The organism is Streptomyces sp. NPDC048288, from assembly GCF_043201555.1.
Lineage (GTDB): Bacteria > Actinomycetota > Actinomycetes > Streptomycetales > Streptomycetaceae > Streptomyces.
This window is the reverse complement of sequence record NZ_JBICZD010000013.1, coordinates 201,962-219,465: the sequence shown is the minus strand read 5'-3', so window position 1 is coordinate 219,465 and position 17,504 is coordinate 201,962. Positions and strand designations below refer to the sequence as shown.

Below are 17,504 nucleotides of genomic sequence, written 5' to 3'. Positions count from 1 at the left end.
AACTCCGCGAGACCGTCATCTCCTGCTGACCCCATTGGCCCGCCGCACCTGCGCGCGCAGCACCTCGTCCGGGGGCGCCGGTTCCAGCGACTCCGGCGGACAGTCCCACTCCCGCCCACCGTCCACGGGCCGCACCTGCACACTGCCGCCGACATGCCCCCTCACCTCCCCGATCCGCCCGTCCCGCCGGTCCGTCACATACGTCCCGAGTGGCGGCCGTTCCCCCCGGACCACCGAGGCCAGCCGCTCCGCGACCCTGACATTGCACCGCCCCAGCTCCACCAGGGCGAAGGGCTCGTCACCCACCCCGGTCACCGGATCGACGCCGAGCGACGGCAGTACGACACCGGCACCCCTCAGAGCCGTCCGCAACGACTCCACGACTTCTTCGGTCGGCCGCACCCGCTCCCACCTCCACGCTGAGTTCCCGATTCACCACACAGCGTGTCCGTGACGCTTCTAACCTGGCTAGATACGACATCCCAACAACACCGTCTGTTGGACAGGGGCGTGCACATGGCAGGGCCGAAGGATCTGGACCCGTCGTCGTCCCCGCGCGCATTGCTGGGGGCGGAATTACGGCACGCGCGGGAGCGGAAGGGGCTGAGCCAAGCCGAATTGGGCCAGCTGGTGTTTGTAAGCGGGTCGTACATCGGGCAACTGGAGGCGGGGACGCGGCGGATGCAGCCGGATCACTCGCGGTTGCTGGATGAAGTCCTGGAGACGAACGGCTTCTTCATGCGGAACTGCAAGGCGGCGGCCAAGTCGAAGTACGAGGCGTACTTCGCCGACGTGGCGGAGACAGAGGCCCAAGCGACGGCGATCAGGCAATACGCACCGCTCCTGATCCCCGGGCTGCTGCAAACACCCGCATACGCCTGGGCCGTCAACCGCGCATACGACCCGACGGCTCCGGAGGAGACCATCGCGGAATGGACGGAAGGCCGCATCGAGCGGACCCGCCTGCTCGATCACCCGACAAAGCCGATGTTGTGGGCCGTGCTCGACGAAGCGGCGCTGCTCCGGGAGACCGGCGGCCGGGCAGTGATGGCGGAAGCCCTGCGCCACATCGCCGGCTTGTCTCGCCGCAACCGGGCCATCGTGCAGGTATTGCCGCTCAGCTCCGGCGCCCACGCCGCCATGGGCGGCGCCCTCAAGCTGATGGAGTTCGAGGACGCCCCGCAACTGGCCTACCTCGAATCAGTGCGCACAGGGCAGATGGAGGACAACCCGGCCACTGTCACCCAACTGAGGTTTCTGTTTGACCTCCTTGTCGCCTCCGCACTCTCGCAGGAGAAGTCCCTGGCTCTGATCCAGGGGTTGGCGGAGGATTACGCCCATGAGGAACATCCCTGACTACGACCTGAGCTGGCGCAAGTCGACGTACAGCGGTGGCGGCGACAACTGCCTGGAAGTCTCCGACAACCACCCCGCCGCCCTCATCCCCGTCCGCGACTCCAAGACGGCCCCCTCCGGCCCGAAGCTCACGTTCCGGCCGGAGGCCTGGTCGGCCTTCGTGCGGGGCATCAAGAACTGACGCCCGAGGCTCAAGCCCCCAGCCCTAGCGTGCCCGCATAACGAACAGAACAGCCCCCGTCAGGCGCTAGCAACACCTGCGGGGGCTTGACCAACGAGATCGGTTACGAGGCTCGATCCCATGGCTGACAGCCAGCCTAGTGCTGCCCTCCCGTCCACGCACGCCGCCCCGCACCCCATGGCCAGCCCCGCCACACCACGCACGACTTCGCTCATCTCCCGCCCCGCGAAGCCGCCGTCGCCGCGTACGTCGACCGCCTCCCCGACGGCGCCGACATCTCCGTGAAGACGCTGGCCAAACACCTCCCGTACGGGCAGTGCGCCCTCCGCACCGCCCTCAACAGGCTCCAGCAGGCGGGGCACTTGAGGCGGGGCCGGGAACATCTCGCCGGGACGGGCAGCCCGCGCTGGATCACCCGTTCGTGGTGGTCCAGCAGCGCACACGCCGATGACTGGTGGGCGACGTACCGGAACCGGAGCAGTCACCGCACCCCACCCGCTCACGGGCCCACATCCTGCTGGCCGCCCTCGGCCGTACCGCCCCGGCCCTCTCCCTCTCCCAGACCGACTGCGCGGCGCTGGCCCCGCTACTGGCGGAGTGGCCCCTCCTCCGTAAACGCCTCACCGACAAAATCCCGCCGGAGCCGGTACGACCGCCCGCCCGGCCTCCGCTGCGGATCCTGGAGTGCGCGAAGTGCGGCGTCCCGGGCCGCCCGGAGGCCCTGCCGGGCGGCCTCTGCGGCGCGTGCCGGGGCGAGCGCGCCCCCGGCAGCCCCAGCACGCCCCTGTCACCTTCCGAGGTCCGGTCCCGTGTCTCGGAGATCCGTGGCGCGATGAACGAACGACGAGAAAGGACACCCGCATGACGGCTCCTACGTTCCGACGACGCCACCCCAAGGCACGATGGAGGGGAGGAGGCGACGCCATGACCCCTGAGACCGGAGAACGCCCGCAGATGTCCGTCGAGGACTTCGAGGAACTCGTCCGCAGGGCTCCGAAGGAGCTGCGGAACCGGCTGGAGTTCCTCGGCGGCCGCCTGTGCGTGCGACACGGCCCGCTCGACGTCGAGGAGTTCGAGGAACTGGCCGCCGCCGCCCCCGAGACGGTCCGGCTTGAGTACGTCGATGGAAAGGTAGTCGTCAAAGCCATGCCGGACGGCAATCACCGGGAGATCTTCATCTGGTTGCAGGAGCAGTGCATGCAGCATCGTCCTGACCTCCGGGTCTATGGCGAGTCCGGCGTCAAGGCCGAGGCGTACCGGAAGGGTCGCGCCCGCACGGACGGAGCCGTCGCCCGCAAGGGCCACTTCAAGGGACACGGCGAGTGGTCGGCGTCGGAGGGCATCCTCATGGCCGTGGAGATCACCTCTCACGACCGCGACACCGACCGACGAGACCGCATCGACAAGCCCGTCGGCTACGCGGCCGTCGACATCCCCGTGTACCTGCTCATCGACCGCGACAACGACACCGTCGTCGTCTACAGCGAGCCCAAGGACGGCCGCTACCAGCAGATCGCCTCCCACCCCTGGGGAACTCCGGTCGAACTCCCCGACCCCCTCGCCTTCACCTTGGACACCGAAGAGCTCAAGGACTACGCCGACTGAGCTCGCCGCCGCGCTGTCAGCGCCGCGTGCGACCCTGGTCGGCATGAACCACTCCCAGCTGACCGCCCTGGGCCGTGCCCTTCGTCTGCTCGGCGAGCACGGGGAGGCCCTGTCGGCGACGACACCCGACGCCAAGCTGCACGAGGTGAAGGACGACCTGCGGCGCGCCCTGGACCTGCTGGAGGAGAGCGTCAGCGCGGCCGCGCCCACCACCCGCTGCGCCGAGCACCCGCAGGGGCCGGTGGACGAGAGCGCCCCTGACCTGTGCCTGCTCTGCGAGACGCGGCGGCGGGCGGCACGGCGGTCGGAGTTCGGGAGCGGGCCGCGGCCGGTGCGGGAGGAGGCCGCCGGGCCCGCCATGTCCCGGTACGGGGTGCGGGCCGACCGGCCGCAGCCCCAGCAGCGCTGGCTGCCCGAGGCGTGGAACGGGCGGGAGTGGGAGCTGTGCGGCACCCCCCGCCGCGACCGGCGCGAGGCCGAGCTGTACATCGCGGCCCAGCGGCGCGGATCCCGGCCGGCGATGGCCTACCGGCTGGTGCACGAGTTCACCGACTACGAGGTGCTCCGGGTCTGGGGCACCCCCGTGCAGGTGGACATCGAGCCCCTCGGCAACCTGTAGCGGCCGGCCTCTCCCTACCCGAGCGGCATTCCCTGACTAGAGTCAGAGAATGGATGCTACAGAGATCGAGCAGGTGCGGCGGTTCAACCGCACCGTCACTGAGCGCGTGGGCGTGCTCCACGACCGCTATCTGGGCCGCGACCGGCCGATCGGCGAGGCCCGGCTGCTCTGGGAGATCGGCGGGCAGGGCCAGGACGTACGGCAGCTGCGCGAGCGGCTCGGACTCGACTCCGGGTACGTCAGCCGGCTCCTGCGTTCCCTGGAGGGCGCGGGTCTGGTGACCGTGGAGCCGCAGCCCCAGGACCGCCGGGTCCGCACCGTGCGGCTCACGGAGAAGGGGCAGGCGGAGCGCGAGCTGCTCGACGAGAGCAGCGACGAGCTGGCCGCCTCCCTCCTCGAACCGCTCAACGCCGGCCAGCGCGCCCGGCTGGTCGCGGCCATGGCCGAGGTCGACCGGCTGCTGACCGCCGGGACGGTCGCCCTGGACGTCGTCGACCCCGACCACCCCGACGCCCGGCACTGCCTCCTCGCCTACTTCGCCGAGCTGCAGGAACTCTTCGACACCGGCTTCGATCCCGCGCGCAGCCTGCTGCCCGACGCGGGCGAACTCCGCCCGCCGCACGGCCTGTTCCTGGTCGCCCGGCTGCACGGCGAGCCCATCGGCTGTGCCGGTGTGAAGCTGCCGGCCGGGGCTCCCGCCGAGATCAAGCGCATGTGGGTGGCGCCCCGGGCCCGCCGCCTCGGCCTCGCCCGCCGCTTCCTGACCGAACTGGAGGCACAGGCCGCCCGGCACGGCTACGACACCCTGCGCCTGGACACCAACAAGACCCTCGACGGCGCGATCACCCTCTACCACTCCTTCGGCTTCCAGGAGGTCCCCGCCTTCAACGACGAGCCCTACGCCCACCACTGGTTCGAGAAGCGGATCAGCCGGGCGGCAGCGACGGCGTGACCCGCCCTCACCCGCCGGTCGGCCAGCGCTCCGGGTCCCTGCCCAGCAGCCGCAGCGCCTCCTCCAGCGGACCGGCCCCCGCGGGCACCTCCCGCACGGGAGCGAAGGCGAAGCCCGGCCCCCGCCGCGCCGGATCGGCCGGGACCAGGCGGGCGACGGCGAGCGCCGCGTCGAGGGTGTCGCCCGGCAGTTCCACCGGCACGCCGAGGGTGGCGGCGACGTCCCAGGCGTGCACCACGTAGTCGATGAAGTGGAAGCCGATCGCCATCCCGCCGGGAAAGCTCCCGCCCAGCTCCGGCAGCGCGAACCTCCGCCCGTCCGCGCCCGGTTCGGCGAACGCGCCGAGCACCTCCGCCGCGGCCTCCCGGTGCACCCGCGCCGGCTCGCCCATGTCCTCCGGCTCCCGCCAGCGGGTGACGTCCTCCCCCGCGCCCCGCGCCGCGGCCGCGAAGCCACGGTGCTGGGCCGCCATGTGCGCCACGAGCCGGCGCAGGGTCCACCCCGCGCACGGCGTGTCCCGCTCCCAGTCCGCGCCGCCCGCCAGATCCACCACCCGCACCGCCTCGCGCACGGCGATCCGGTCCAGCCCGACGATGTCCGCTCCTGTGACAGTCATGGACCGAGCCTAAGACTGTGCGAACGGTCGTGCTAGTTGTTTCGGGTGATCCGGCTCGGCCCAATGCGCGCTGCCCTCAGTGGACTTGAGGCACCCGGAGAGGATCGACCGCCGCCGTCCGCAGGCGGGCCGCGATCCCGATACGGGCCCGCCGGTACGCGGTCTCCTCGCCGTGCAGCACCGCGACCCCGTTGGCCGTCTCCATCAACGCCACGAGTTCGAAGGCGAGCTGGGGCACATCGGCGTCGGCGCGCAGCTCCCCCGCCTCCCGCGCCTCGGCGAGGGTCCGCTCCATGTACGCCGACCAGTCGCGCTGGGCCCGGACCACGGCGTCGTGCACCGGTCCCGAGCGGGCGTCGAACTCGGCGATGACCTCGTAGAAGAAACAGCCGCCGGGAAAGACCCGTCCCCGCGAGTATTCGAGCCATCCCTCGCACAGCCGCCACACCCGCGCGATGCCCGCGGGGTCCGCCACCACCGGGCGGATCACCCGCTCGGTGAAGATGCGTCCCGCCTCCCGCACGGTGGCGAGCTGCAGCTCCTCCTTGGACCCGAAGAGCGCGAACACCCCGCTCTTGCTGAGCCCCAGCTCCGTCGCCAGCCGTCCGACGGACAGCGCCTCCAGCCCTTCCACGGACGCGATCCCGACGGTCCGGTCCAGTACCGCCCGCCGTGTTCTGTTCCCCCGTTCGACGCGCCCGTCCGGCCGGGGCGTTGATATGTCCTTGTCCGTCACGCGGCGAACAGTACCAACGCCCTCCGGACCCGGCCGGTCAGCCGAGCAACGGCGACGGCGTGAACTCGTACCCCTCCCAGAGCTGCCGGGTCTTCTCCTCCGGGTACGCGGTCACGGCCGGGTGCGTGTCCAGGACCTGGGTGGAGCGGGCCTCGGGGTCGTACGCCGGCCAGCCCGGGTCGCCGGTGGTCGCGAAGGAGGTCCACACGGTACGGAAGCGGCTGGACAGGGCCTCGGCCTCGGGGGTGACACCGGCGCCCGCAAAGAGGAGGTTGGCGAGGTCCGCCTCGAACGTACCGAAGAGCAGCGGGATGTCCAGGCCGTGGCAGGCGCCCAGGATGCCGCCGTTGCCGGGGGCGCCCCAGGTCAGTTCGTAGAGGTGGGCCCGGCCGCCGCCCGCGGTCTGCGCCTCCGCCAGGCGCAGCGACGGCATGGCGAACAGCCAGTCGGTCTGCACCCGTTCGTACAGCTCGGTCGGCGACGCCTCGGGGAAGGCCGCGCGGTAGGCCCGCTCCCCCGCCTCGCCGCCCGGTGCGAACAGGCGCAGTGCGCCGGTCGCCTGCTCCTCCGTGATCTTGCCGTACATCTCGCCGAGGACCAGGAACAGGCGGTACTCGTCGCGGTTGTGGCCCACGAGGAGCTCCACGTCCCGGGCGGAGCCGGAGGCCAGCGCCTGCCAGGGGGCGGTGGGCAGGACGTCCCCGTCGACCACCGGGGAGAACGGGGTGACCGTGGGCGCGATCCGGCCCCAGCGGTCCAGGTGCTGGAGCATCTTGGCGCTGAGCGCCTGCCCGGCGTCCGGCAGCCGGCGCGGGTCCGTCGCCGCGAGGTCGGCCACCGTGGGGCGCAGGCCGGCCTCGGCCGCGAGGGCCCTGCCGATGTCCTCGGCCAGGTCCAGGGAGAAGAACGTGCCCGGGACGCTCTGGGCGATCGCCCGCCGGAACAGGCCCCGCGCCCTCGGCATCGCCAGCAGGGAGGCGACCGAGCCGCCGCCCGCGGATTCGCCGAACACCGTGACCCGGTCGGGGTCGCCGCCGAACGCCGTGACGTTCTCCCGCACCCACTCCAGCGCCGCCACCTGGTCCAGCAGGCCGCGGTTGGCGGGCGCCCCCTCGATCTGGGCGAAACCCTCCATGCCGACGCGGTAGTTGAGGGTGACCACGACCACGTCGCCGTCCCGCGCGATGCGCTGGGCGTCGTAGCCGGGGCTGCCGGAGTGGCCCAGCTTGTACGCGCCGCCGTAGATCCACACCATCACCGGGCGGCGGGCGGCCGGGTCCGGGTCGGGTGTCCACACGTTGACCGTCAGCCAGTCGTCGCCCTCGGGGGCGTCCAGTACACCCGTGCGTCCCTGGATGCCCAGGTCCTGCGGGGGCGGCGGTCCGAAGGCGTACGCGTCCCGCGTGCCGTCCCATGCCGTCGCCGGGCGGGGCGCCGCGAACCTCAGCTGTCCCACCGGGGGTTCGGCGAACGGTATGCCCCGGAAGACCGCGAGGCCGTTCTCCCGCAGGCCGCGTACGGGGCCGGTGGCCGTCCGTACGACGGGGCCTTCGGCCCGGGGAGCCGACGTCACGGGGTTGCTGGTCGTCATGGTCGCTCGCCTTCTGGTCAGCGGCTCCAGTCCGTCGGCCGCGGGTCGTATGTGGTTGCTCGCGCAGTTCCTCCCCCAGCCGAAGGCTGGGGGGTACCCCCCAGCGCCCCTGACGGGGCGCTTCAGCAGGGGCGTTCCGAAAAGTCGGGGCCGGTTACTCGTGGAACGGGTGGGGGTGGACGGAAGTGCCGGGCGGCCCTCACCCGATGGGGTGAAAGCCGCCCGGCGGTTCGCCAACTGCCCGGTTACGCCTCCGCGCCGACCGGCTCGACCTCGCGGTCGTCGTCCGTCGTGGCCGCCGCGGCCGTCTTCTGGCGCGGGATGAACGTGGCGACGAGGAAGGCGAGGAGCGCGGCTCCGGCGCCGATGGCCATGACGACCTTGAAGCCGTTCTCCGAGGCCAGGGCGTGGCCGCCGAAGTCCGTGGTCATCTGGGACAGGATGACGCCGGCGATGGCGCTGGCGAAGCTGGTGCCGAGGGAGCGCATCAGGGTGTTGAGGCTGTTGGCCGCGGCCGTCTCCGACGGGTCCACGGCACCCATGATCAGGGCGGGCAGGGCGCCGTAGGTGAAGCCGACGCCGGCGCCGATGATGCAGGAGACCAGGATGAGGTGCCAGACCTCGGACATCAGGACGATGTTCAGGGCGTAGCCGGCGGAGACGATCAGCGCGCCGATCATCAGGGTGACCTTGGGGCCCTTGGCCTGGGTGAGCTTGGCGGAGGCGGCGGACATGGCCATCATGACCAGGCCCTGGGGGGCGAGGACGAGGCCGACGGTGAGCATGGACTTGCCGAGGCCGTAGCCGGTCTGCTCGGGCAGCTGGAGCAGCTGCGGCAGGACCAGGGACATCGCGAACATCGAGAAGCCGAGGGCGATCGAGGCGAGGTTGGTGAAGAGGACCTGCGGCTTGGCGGTCGTGCGGAGGTCGACCAGCGGCTGCCTGGAGCGCATCTCCCAGAAGCCCCAGGCGAGCAGGATCACGACGGCGGCGGTGCCCAGGCCGAGGGTGGTGCCGGAGGTCCAGCCCCAGGTGGCGCCCTTGGAGACGGCGAGCAGCAGTGCGACAAGACCGGCGGACAGGCCGAGCGCTCCGGCGAGGTCGAAGCGGCCGCCGGTGCGGACCTTGGACTCGGGCACGATGAGGAGGACCAGCGCGAAGGCGACGGCGCCGAGGGCGGCCGAGGTCCAGAACAGGATGTGCCAGTCCCACTTGTCGGCGATGAAGGCCGCGGAGGGCAGTCCGAGGGCGCCGCCGACGCCGAGCGAGGCGCTCATCAGGGCGGTGGAGCCGGCCAGCCGGTCGGCGGGCAGGGCGTCCCGCATGATGCTGATGCCGAGCGGGACGACGGCGGCCGCGAGGCCCTGCAGCGTACGGCCGATGATCATCGGGACCAGGGAGTCGGCGAGGGCGCAGACGACCGAGCCGGCGACCAGGAGCACGATGCTGGTCAGGAGCATGCGCCGCTTGCCGATCATGTCGCCGAGGCGGCCGACGACCGGGGTGGCCACCGCGGCGGCCAGCAGGGTCGCGGTGACGGCCCAGGCGGTGTCCGAGGCCGAGGCGTGCAGCAGGGTGGGCAGCTCCGGGACGATCGGGATGACCAGGGTCTGCATCAGCGAGACGACGATCCCGGCCAGGGCCAGCACCGCCACCACGGCGTTCGGCCGCGGCGGGGCGGATGTTCCCGCCGCGGCGGGTCGGGTGAGGGCGTCGGACATGGGGGCGGGCCTCCATCGGACGGGCTCGATGAGCGGAGTCTTTGACTGCTTGACTTAAGCAACCTTAAGTCGATTGATTGAGTTAAGCAAGTTAATTCCAGAAGAACTGCGCTGACCTGCGACAACATGGCTGCTCGGCAGCGGATGAGCGGCTACGACCCCTCAGCCGTGCTCGGCGACGAACGCCCGCGCCCGCTCCTCGTCGATCTCGTAGACCGTCTCGTGCGCCCGCGGATCCCGCGCGTGGAAGGTGTGGAACATCGGGCTCGCCGGGCCGTCCAGCTCCACCAGCGAGGCCGACGCCCCGCGCACCGCCCGCTCGCCCCCGGCCGCCACGGTCAGGTCGATCCGGTTGACGACCCCCGGCGTCACCCACACCGGCACCGACTCCAGCAGGCCGAAGAGCTGGAGGTGGTAGTGGCCGGTGAGGATCACCCGTACGTCGCTCCCCCGGATCACCGCCGCGAGGTCGCCGGGGTCACGGAGCCCGAAGGCCTGCTGGGTCGCCGAGAGGTCGAGCGCGACGGGCGGATGATGGAGGGCGAGGACCGTGCCCCGCTCGGCCGGGGCGCGCAGCACCTCGCGCAGCCACTCCAACTGGGCCCGGCCCAGGCGGCCGTAGACCTTCCCCGGCACGAGCGAGTCCAGGGTGACGAAACGCCGGCCACCGACCGTGCTGACGGCGGCCCGCTCCGGCGCGTCGAAGGACGACTCCGCGCGGTCGGTGCCGTCGGCCGCCAGGTGCCCGCTGCCCAGCACCTTCGCGAACGCCTCGCGCTCGTCGTGGTTGCCGGTGGTGCAGAGGACGGGGACGTTCCTGGCCTGCGCGTACCCGCCGATCAGGGTGCGCAGGGTGGTGTACGCCTCCACCGCGCCGTCGTCGGCGAGGTCACCGGTGACGACGACCGCGTCGAGGCCCCGCAGATGCCGGAGTTCGTCGAGCATCAGGCGCAGGGACGCGGTGGCGTTGACGCCGCGCCTGTTGGGGGCGTCGGTGCGGTCCAGGTGGGTGTCGGAGAGATGCAGGATCCTCATCTCCCGCAGCCTAGAGGCCGGACGCGGTGGTGGTCAGCGGGCCGGGCGCCACATCGTGGTCACGGTCCGGCCGCCCGGCGTGACGATCTCGCCCCGCGGGACGAAGCCCACGCTCTCGTAACGGCGGTCGTTGGCGGGGTTGGTGGACTCCAGGTACGCGTTCGCGCCGATGGCGTCGAGCCGGGCCAGCGTGTCGGACAGGAGCGCCATGCCGAGCCCCTTGCCCCGGTGGTCGGCGTGGGTGCCGAGGATGGTCAGATGGAAGAAGGGCTCCTCCGGATGCGCGGCTCCGAAGCCCGCCTCCGTCTCCTCGACGGCCCGCGCCACCTCCGCCCCGGCGACCTTCTCCATCACCTCGCCCCGCCCCCGCTCCTCCTCCTCGGTCAACTCGACACCCCCCGGCGGAATCCACACGGCCACCGCCTCCACGCCCGGCGTCACGAACGTCCACGGATACCGCAGCGCGCCCCGGGCGTACACCCGCCACAACTCCCCCATCTGCCGGACCCGCCGCCCCTCGTCCGGAAAGACCGGCCCCCACACCGGGTCCTGAAGAAAAGCACTGGTCAACGTGGACACGACGGCATCGAGATCGGCGGGGGTGGCCGGGCGGGAGGAGTGGCTCATGCGGATGACCGTAGCGGCGGGAGCAGCCCTCCAGACCGTCACAAGCCAATAACGAAGTTCACGACAGCAAGCTCACAGCCTATACGTCCGACTTGGGGCACTTCACTCTCCCACCGCCCCGTTTGATCAACAGTCAGGACATTGCTTCAGCACAGCATTCACAGCATTTGGATCGACGACTTTCAGCCAGGTCAAGAGCGAGGAAAGCACCCAGCTGGCTCTTTGAACATTTCATGACCATTCCTGGCACAAGTCTCCACAGGTTCCTGACATTCGATCACGTCGCCCCGTCATGCAAGGGGCTTCATGGTGATCTCAGGGAGTTCTGGATGAGACTCAAGGGGAGACGACTCTTCCCAGCCTCAAAGGCGCGTGCGAGATCCTCGCACGCTTTGCTGAGGCGTACGGCGATAACCGTTGCCGTCGTACTGGCGACGGAAGCCGGGCTGGTGTCACTGGAATCGGGCCAGGCCTTCGCGACCGCGACCTCCGACGCGGCGGAGGCCACGACCGCCTCCGACACCAAGTCGGCTGCCTCGTCGGCCGATTCGGTCGCGGCGGCGCTGCTGATGGCCCGTCTTCAGGACCGGAAGATCGAGGTGACGTCCGAGCGGACGGCCGACTCGACGACGTACGCGCTGCCCAGCGGTGAACTGCAGACCTCCACCTATGCCGGGCCGATCCGGCAGAAGATCGACGGCGTCTGGCGGGACATCGACACCAGCCTGTCCGACACCGGTTCCTCTCTGGAGCCGGACGTGGCGGCCGCCGACATCGCCGTCTCCGACGGCGGCGACACCGATCTCGCGTCGGTGACCAAGGGTGGCACGTCCTTCGGGCTCGGCTGGGAGTCGAAGCTGCCGACCCCGACCGTGAAGGACGACACCGCCTCCTACGACCTCGGCGCCGACCAGACCCTCAAGGTCACCGCCCTCGCCCAGGGCTTCAGCGAGGACATCGAGCTGGACTCCGCGCCCGACGGTGCACCGGAGTACCGCATCCCGCTCCAGCTCGACGGCCTGAAGCTCTCGGTCGCCGACTCCGGGCACCTGCTCCTCAAGGACACCGACGGCAAGCTCGTCGCCGAGGCGCCCGCGCCGATGATGTGGGACTCCTCCAAGGACGACGCCTCCGGCGAGTCCAAGCACCGGGCGAGCGTGGCCACGAAGGTGGAGACGGCCGACGACGGCTCCCAGACCCTGGTCCTGAGCCCGGACGCGGACTACTTCACGCAGGACCTGACCTACCCGGTCACCGTCGACCCCACCTCCACGCTGGCCGTCACCACGGACACTTGGGTGCAGACCCCCGACTACACCGACTCCCAGGTCTCCTCGACCGAGCTGAAGTCGGGCACGTACGACGCGGGCACGGATGTGGCGCGCTCGTACCTGAAGTTCGACGTGTCGGCGTTCAAGGGCAAGCACATCACCGACACCAACCTGGCCCTGTACTCGTACTACTCCTCGACCTGCGCCACCTCCGGGTCGGGCACCGTCGTGCGCCGGGTGACGGCGGACTGGGACTCGTCCTCGGTCACCTGGTCCACCAAGCCGGCCGGCACCACCACCGGCCAGGTGATCAACACCGCCGCGCTCGGCTACAGCAGCTCCTGCCCGGCCGGCACGATGAACTTCGACATCGACGACATCGTGCAGGCCTGGGCCGACGGCACCGCCAACTACGGCCTGATGATCCGGGGTGTGACCGAGACCGACTCGACGACCTGGCGCAGGTTCCGGTCGGCGAACTACGCCTCCGGTGACAACTCCGTCGAGCCGCACCTGACGGTGACGTACAACTCCTACCCGTCCGTGCCGAGTTCGGCGGCGATCTCGCCCTCGCAGGTCAACGCGTACAACGGCAAGCGGTACGTGACCTCCCTGACGCCCACCCTGTCGGCCAAGGTCACCGACCCCGACGGATCGGGCACCAAGGGCCAGTTCGAGATCACCGCCGACCCGGCGTACGCGGACACCACGTACTCCTACACCGGCACCTCCTCCTCGGTGTCCTCCGGCTCGACCGCGAAGCTGACGATCCCGTCCGCCTCCGCCTTCCCGGCCGGCACCCACCTGCGCTACCGGGTACGCGCCTACGACGGCACCGACTACGGCTCCTGGTCCGGCTACACCACCTTCGTGATGAACACCGGCCTGCCCGCCGCCCCGACCGTCACCTGCGCCACGTACGAGCAGAACGGCTGGACGGCCAAGGCCGACTCCGCCGACACCTGCACCATCGACACCTCCTCCTCCGACGGCGCCGGCTACTACTGGGGCCTGGACGACAGCAGCCTGCCGAACAAGAAGCTCGACACCACCGACGGCAACGGCGGCGACGCGGCCACCGTCTCCGTCGACCCGGACAACGGCTGGCACACGCTGTACGCCCGTAGCGTCGACTCCGGCGGAAACCTTTCTTCAGCCACCACCGCCTACTCCTTCGGCGTCGGCGCGGACGGCGCCGCGATCCTCTCACCGCAGGATGGTGACACCACGGCCCGCCGCCTCACCCTGTCCGCGAAGGGACTCAGCTCCTACACCGGGGTGACCTGGCAGTACCGGCGCGGCGAGACCGACACCTGGCACACCGTGCCCGTCGGCGATGTCACCGCCTCCGGTGACGCCGTCTCGGCCTGGCCGGTCGCCGTCACCGGCGGCACCGCCACCAAGCTGGTCTGGAACACCGTCTCCACGCTCTCCGAGGACGGCGTGCTCCAACTGCGCGCCGCCTTCACCGACGGCACCACCACCGGCCACTCCCAGACCGTCGAGGTCACCCTCGACCGGGACGCGGGCACCGCACCGACCGCCGAGGTCGGACCCGGCACCCTGAACGAGCTCACCGGCAACTACACCCTGTCGGACACGGACGCCGCCGCCTTCGACGCGTCGGTGACCCGCACGTACTCCTCGCGTGCCAACGGCACCGACACGGAAGGCCAGGCCCAGATCTTCGGACCCGGCTGGACCTCCTCGGTCACCGGCGAGACAAGCGACTACACCCAGATCCGCAAGACCTCCGACACCTCGGTGGAGCTGCTGAACGCGGACGGCGCCGCCACCGCCTTCACCGCTGCCTCCGGCGGCGGCTGGCAGCCCGAGACCGGTGCCGAGAGCCTGACGCTGACCGGCACGCTGTCCGGCTCGACGTTCACGCTGACCGACACGGCCGCGAACACGACGGTGTTCACCAAGGCGGCGGCCGCGGCCACCACGTGGACCCTGTCCTCGTCGGCCACGGCGGTGGACGACTCCACCGTCACCACCGTCTCCGAGACCGTCACCTCCGGCGGCGAGACTCTCGCCCGCCCGAAGTACGTGATCTCCCCGACCGGCGCGGTCAAGGCCGCGACCTGCCAGGCGGACCCGTCCACCAAGGGCTGCCGGGTCCTGGAGTTCGTCTACGCCGACACCACGACCGCGACCGACTCCGTCCTCGGCGAGTACGCCGGACAGGTCAAGGCAGTCAAGCTGTGGGCCACCGCCCCCGGTGACTCCGCCGCCACCGCCGAGACCCTCGCCACCTACGCCTACGGCGCCTCCGGCCGGCTGCGCCAGGCGTGGGACCCGCGGATCAGCCCGGCGCTGAAGACCGAGTACACCTACGACTCCGACGGCCGCGTCACCACTCTCACCGAACCGGGTGAGCTGCCCTGGACCTTCGCCTACGACCAGGCCGGCTCGGCCCTGACCGCGGGTGCCGGAATGCTGCTCAGCGCCTCCCGTCCGGCCCTGGCCGAGGGCAGCACGAGCACCACGTCGGGCACGGCGACCACCACCGTGGTCTACGACGTCCCGCTGTCCGGCAGCACCGCCCCGTACCAGATGGACGCCGGCACCCTCGCCACCTGGGCCCAGGACGAGGCTCCCACCGACGCCACCGCGGTCTTCCCGGCCGACAGCGTTCCCGCCTCCCACACCGGCAGCGACCTGGCCGCCTCCGCGTACGACCGGGCGACCGTCACGTACATCGACGCCAACGGCGAGGAGACCGACGCCGCCAAGCCGGGCGGCTCGATCACCACGACCGGGTACGACGAGTTCGGCAACACCACCTTCGAACTCACCGCCGCCAACCGGGAGCTGGCGCTGGGCACGGCGGACGGCGCGGACACCGAACTGGCCGAGCTCGGCCTGACCGGCCTGTCCACGGCCGACCGCGCCCGGCAGCTCGCCACGGTCTCGGCATACTCGGCCGACGGGCAGCGGATCACCGACAAGTACGGCCCGCTGCACCTGGTCACCCTCACCGAGGAGACGACCGGCTCCACCGCGGACGCCACCCTGGCCGCCGGCACGGTGGTCCCGGCCCGCGCCCACACCGCGTCCACCTACGACGAGAACCGTCCCTCCGACGCCACGGTCTCCGGCCTGCTCACCGGCACGGTGACCGGTGCCGCGATTCCCGGTCGCGCCGCCGACGCCGACACCGAGGCGGTCACCACCACCTACGACTGGTCCACCGGCCAGGAGAAGTCCACCTCGGGCGGTGACACCACGAACCTGGTCACGACGTACGACGACAACGGCCGGATCGCCACCACCCGCACCGGCGGATCCTCCGGCTCGGACGCGGACACGCTGTCGTACACCTACTACAGCGCGGACGCTGTCGGCACCTGCTCCTCCGTGGCGTGGGCCGGGATGCTGTGCAGGACCGCACCCGCAGCCGCGATCACCGGCGGTGGTGACAACCCGGCCGAGGCCGTCACCACCACCTACACCTACGACCGCTGGGGCCAGATCGCCACCAAGGCGGAGACCGCGAACGGGGTGACCCGCACCACCACCAACACCGTGGACGCGGCGGGCCGGCCGACCAGGAGCGCCCTGACCGGAGGCACCGGCACGGACACCCCGGCGACGACGTTCACCTACGACGAGGACAACGGCCGGGTCTCGACCCAGTCCTCCAACGGCCAGACCATCGCCTACGGCTACGACGACCTGGCCCGCCAGATCTCGTACGCCGACGGCGCGGGCAACACCACCACCACGGCCTACGACATCCTCGACCGGACGGTGAAGACCACCGACTCGGCACCGTCGACGGTGACCTACGCCTACGGGACGGCCGGAAACCTCAAGACCCTGACCGACTCGGTCGCGGGCACCTTCACCGGCACGTACGACGCCGACGGGACCCTGGCCTCGGAATCGCTGCCCGGCGGCTACACCCTGACCGTCGCCACCGACCCGGCCGGCCAGGAGACCGACCGCGAGTACACCACCGCGGACGGCACCACAGTCGCCTCCGACACCGCCGGTCACGCGGTCACCGGCCTCGAAACCGGCCACACCCAGACCGACGGCACGACCACCCAGACCGACTACACCTATGACACCGTCGGCCGCCTCACCCGGGCCGCCGACACCACCGCCACCGGCTGCACCACCCGCGCCTACACCTTCGACGCCAGCAGCAACCGCACGGCGCTGACCACGAGCTCGGACGACTGCGACAGCAGCACCTCCGACACCACCACGACCGCCACCTCGTACACCTACGACTCGGCCGACCGGCTGGTGAACAGCGGCTACGCCTACGACGCCTTCGGCCGCACCACCACCAGCGGGGACACCACCCTGGCGTACTACACCAACGACCTGGTCGCCTCGGAGACCGTCGGTACGAGTCGCAACGTCTGGGATCTGGACGCCGCCGGACGGCTCGCCGTCCAGAAGACCCAGGTCCAGGCGACCGACGGCACCTGGAGCGACAGCGGCACGACGGTCGACCACTACGGCTGCGGCTGCGACAGCCCCAGCTGGGCTCGGACCGGTGACACCGTCACGCGCAACGTCGAGGACCTGTCGGGCACGCTGGCGGCCACCACCAGCGCCGACGGGGACACGGTCCTGCAGCTGTCCGACATCCATGGCGACATCACCGTCCAGCAGCCGTTGGACACCTCTGTCGCCAGCACGGTCCAGCACTACGACGAGTACGGCAACGTGCTCGACGGCACGGCCGTCACCGCCGGGTACGGCTCCCTCGGGGCCTACGTGCGCGCGACGGAGGCGCTGGGCGGCCTCACCCTGATGGGCAGCCGGCTGTACGACCCGGCGACGGGCCGTTTCCTCCAGGTGGATCCCGTCCTCGACGGGTCCCCCAACCACTATGGCTACCCGTCCGACCCGGTCGGCGGATACGACCTGGACGGTCAGTCCTGGTGGAGCACCACGGTGCACATCGCCAAGTGCGCCAAGGCCCTGATCGAGACGATCGTCCCATGGCTCTTCCCGTGGGCCCGGCTCGTGAAGCTCCGGAGGGACATCCGTGAACTCGGCGGCATCTACCAGTTCGCCAAGCTGCTCGTGAAGACGACCAGCTGGCGTCTCCTGCGCCGCTACCTGGCCGGTCACGGTGTCCGGCTGCTGTTCACGATCGTCGGAATCTCGGACATCCAGGACAACTGTCACTTCTAGTAGGCACTCGGCATCCGGCGCCCGCACCCAC

General features: G+C 71.0%; 14 protein-coding genes. 7 read left to right on the top strand and 7 right to left on the bottom strand.

The window, feature by feature from the left end; all coding sequences use genetic code 11:
• Positions 1–15: 15 nt before the first annotated feature.
• Positions 16–402, bottom strand: a complete 387-nt coding sequence (locus ACGFZS_RS38800; protein WP_393799047.1) for a hypothetical protein — start codon at positions 400–402, stop codon at positions 16–18.
• A gap of 114 nt (positions 403–516) precedes the next feature.
• Between ACGFZS_RS38800 and ACGFZS_RS38795 the strand changes: the two genes are divergently transcribed.
• The 6 genes from ACGFZS_RS38795 (at position 517) to ACGFZS_RS38770 (ending at position 4,713) form a co-directional block, all read left to right on the top strand.
• Positions 517–1,356, top strand: coding sequence for a helix-turn-helix domain-containing protein (locus ACGFZS_RS38795; RefSeq protein WP_393799046.1), 840 nt, complete (start codon positions 517–519; stop codon positions 1,354–1,356).
• A complete protein-coding gene (locus ACGFZS_RS38790; RefSeq protein WP_393799045.1) occupies positions 1,340–1,537 on the top strand; it encodes a DUF397 domain-containing protein in 198 nt (65 codons plus the stop codon). Before ACGFZS_RS38795 ends, ACGFZS_RS38790 begins: the two co-directional genes overlap by 17 nt.
• Before the next feature lie 454 nt (positions 1,538–1,991).
• Entirely contained in the window at positions 1,992–2,402 is a 411-nt protein-coding gene (locus ACGFZS_RS38785; protein WP_393799044.1) for a hypothetical protein, read from the top strand.
• Between the two features lie 59 nt (positions 2,403–2,461).
• Positions 2,462–3,142: a Uma2 family endonuclease gene (locus ACGFZS_RS38780; protein ID WP_393665973.1), complete on the top strand. Its 681-nt coding sequence runs from the start codon at positions 2,462–2,464 to the stop codon at positions 3,140–3,142.
• Between the two features lie 43 nt (positions 3,143–3,185).
• Complete coding sequence (locus ACGFZS_RS38775) at positions 3,186–3,761, top strand: hypothetical protein (RefSeq protein ID WP_355709046.1); 576 nt, start codon at positions 3,186–3,188, stop codon at positions 3,759–3,761.
• 49 nt (positions 3,762–3,810) lie between these two features.
• Positions 3,811–4,713 carry a GNAT family N-acetyltransferase gene (locus tag ACGFZS_RS38770; RefSeq protein WP_393799043.1) on the top strand — a complete coding sequence of 301 codons (903 nt, stop codon included), beginning with the start codon at positions 3,811–3,813 and terminating at the stop codon, positions 4,711–4,713.
• A 7-nt stretch (positions 4,714–4,720) separates the two neighbouring features.
• Here ACGFZS_RS38770 and ACGFZS_RS38765 read toward each other — a convergent pair whose 3' ends face one another.
• The 6 genes from ACGFZS_RS38765 to ACGFZS_RS38740 all read right to left on the bottom strand — a co-directional run bounded on the left by ACGFZS_RS38765 (position 4,721) and on the right by ACGFZS_RS38740 (position 11,039).
• Entirely contained in the window at positions 4,721–5,329 is a 609-nt protein-coding gene (locus ACGFZS_RS38765) for a TIGR03086 family metal-binding protein (RefSeq protein ID WP_393799042.1), read from the bottom strand.
• Positions 5,330–5,405: 76 nt separating this feature from the next.
• Positions 5,406–6,050, bottom strand: coding sequence for a TetR/AcrR family transcriptional regulator (locus tag ACGFZS_RS38760; RefSeq protein WP_393799133.1), 645 nt, complete (start codon positions 6,048–6,050; stop codon positions 5,406–5,408).
• Positions 6,051–6,102: 52 nt separating this feature from the next.
• Positions 6,103–7,656, bottom strand: a complete 1,554-nt coding sequence (locus tag ACGFZS_RS38755; protein ID WP_393799041.1) for a carboxylesterase/lipase family protein — start codon at positions 7,654–7,656, stop codon at positions 6,103–6,105.
• A 245-nt stretch (positions 7,657–7,901) separates the two neighbouring features.
• Positions 7,902–9,377, bottom strand: coding sequence for an MFS transporter (locus ACGFZS_RS38750; protein ID WP_393799040.1), 1,476 nt, complete (start codon positions 9,375–9,377; stop codon positions 7,902–7,904).
• Between the two features lie 162 nt (positions 9,378–9,539).
• Positions 9,540–10,412: a metallophosphoesterase family protein gene (locus ACGFZS_RS38745; protein WP_393799039.1), complete on the bottom strand. Its 873-nt coding sequence runs from the start codon at positions 10,410–10,412 to the stop codon at positions 9,540–9,542.
• A 33-nt stretch (positions 10,413–10,445) separates the two neighbouring features.
• Positions 10,446–11,039, bottom strand: a complete 594-nt coding sequence (locus ACGFZS_RS38740) for a GNAT family N-acetyltransferase (protein WP_393799038.1) — start codon at positions 11,037–11,039, stop codon at positions 10,446–10,448.
• Between the two features lie 449 nt (positions 11,040–11,488).
• Between ACGFZS_RS38740 and ACGFZS_RS38735 the strand changes: the two genes are divergently transcribed.
• Positions 11,489–17,473, top strand: a complete 5,985-nt coding sequence (locus ACGFZS_RS38735) for a DNRLRE domain-containing protein (protein WP_393799037.1) — start codon at positions 11,489–11,491, stop codon at positions 17,471–17,473.
• Positions 17,474–17,504 lie beyond the last annotated feature (31 nt).

Coding starts and splice junctions, on each gene's coding strand:
- ACGFZS_RS38795 (WP_393799046.1), top strand. CDS start 517: ATGGCAGGGCCGAAGGATCTGGACCCGTCGTCGTCCCCGCGCGCATTG.
- ACGFZS_RS38790 (WP_393799045.1), top strand. CDS start 1,340: ATGAGGAACATCCCTGACTACGACCTGAGCTGGCGCAAGTCGACGTAC.
- ACGFZS_RS38780 (WP_393665973.1), top strand. CDS start 2,462: ATGACCCCTGAGACCGGAGAACGCCCGCAGATGTCCGTCGAGGACTTC.
- ACGFZS_RS38775 (WP_355709046.1), top strand. CDS start 3,186: ATGAACCACTCCCAGCTGACCGCCCTGGGCCGTGCCCTTCGTCTGCTC.
- ACGFZS_RS38770 (WP_393799043.1), top strand. CDS start 3,811: ATGGATGCTACAGAGATCGAGCAGGTGCGGCGGTTCAACCGCACCGTC.
- ACGFZS_RS38765 (WP_393799042.1), bottom strand. CDS start 5,329: ATGACTGTCACAGGAGCGGACATCGTCGGGCTGGACCGGATCGCCGTG.
- ACGFZS_RS38755 (WP_393799041.1), bottom strand. CDS start 7,656: ATGACGACCAGCAACCCCGTGACGTCGGCTCCCCGGGCCGAAGGCCCC.
- ACGFZS_RS38750 (WP_393799040.1), bottom strand. CDS start 9,377: ATGTCCGACGCCCTCACCCGACCCGCCGCGGCGGGAACATCCGCCCCG.
- ACGFZS_RS38745 (WP_393799039.1), bottom strand. CDS start 10,412: ATGAGGATCCTGCATCTCTCCGACACCCACCTGGACCGCACCGACGCC.
- ACGFZS_RS38740 (WP_393799038.1), bottom strand. CDS start 11,039: ATGAGCCACTCCTCCCGCCCGGCCACCCCCGCCGATCTCGATGCCGTC.